At 73.2% G+C, this 918-nt stretch carries 1 protein-coding gene; it reads left to right on the top strand.

The genetic code is table 11. The features are described from left to right. Positions 1–918, top strand: a 918-nt coding sequence (locus ABD299_RS24805) for a SpnB-like Rossmann fold domain-containing protein (RefSeq protein ID WP_344267005.1), incomplete at both ends; no start/stop codon positions are given.

The raw sequence follows: 918 nt of genomic DNA, 5'->3' as shown, positions 1-918 counted from the left end.
TACGGCATCCACCCCGCACTCCTCGACGCCGCACTCCACACCATTGCCCTCGGCCCGATGCTGAAGGCGGGGGAGGGGCGCCTCCCCTTCTCCTGGACAGAGGTGTCCCTGCACGCCACGGACGCCGTCGACCTGCGGGTCCGGCTGGCGCCGGAAGGCAACGACACCGTGGCCCTCACGGTCGCGGACAGCCTGGGACAGCCGGTGGCAACCGTCGGGTCGCTGGTGCTCCGCAAGCGCCCCGAATCACTGGGGGCATCACCCGGCAGCGGTGGAGACGTGCTCTACGGCCTCGACTGGGTGGAACTGGAGGACACCGCCGACCGCGACACGGCACCGCGGGAGGAGCCCGCCACCGCCCAGGTCCGGGAGCGGGAGCACCTGGCGGAGCTGGCTGCCCGGGAACAGGTGCCGGCCACGGTGACGGTTCCGTGCACGCCGGAGACCGGAGACACCACGGCGGAGACCGTGCGGGCCGTCACCCACCGGGCGCTCGCTCTCGTCCAGGACTGGCTGGCGGAAGAGAGCTTCGCCGGGTCGCGGCTGGTGTTCGTCACCCGCGGCGCGGTGGCCGCGAGGCCCGGCGAGGGTGTTTCCGATCCGGCTCACGCCGCGGTGTGGGGGCTGGTGCGCGCAGCACAGTCCGAGAACCCCGGCCGCTTCGTCCTCGCCGACCTCGACGACCATGAGGACTCCCCGGCCGGGCTCGTGGCAGGACTCACGTCGGAGGAACCCCAGTTCGCCGTCCGTGAAGGCCGGGCACACGTGGCCAGACTGGCCGTCGCCAAGCCGGCGGAGCCGGCCGTCGAGGTTCCCGCCTGGGACACGGCGGGAACCGTCCTGGTCACCGGCGCCACCGGCACCATCGGGGGAGTGATCGCCCGGCATCTGGTGGCGCGGGGTGCGCGTCATCTGCTG

The sequence above is a fragment of the Streptomyces sodiiphilus genome, from assembly GCF_039529215.1.
Lineage (GTDB): Bacteria > Actinomycetota > Actinomycetes > Streptomycetales > Streptomycetaceae > Streptomyces > Streptomyces sodiiphilus.
This window is presented reverse-complemented; position numbering and strand designations above follow the sequence as displayed.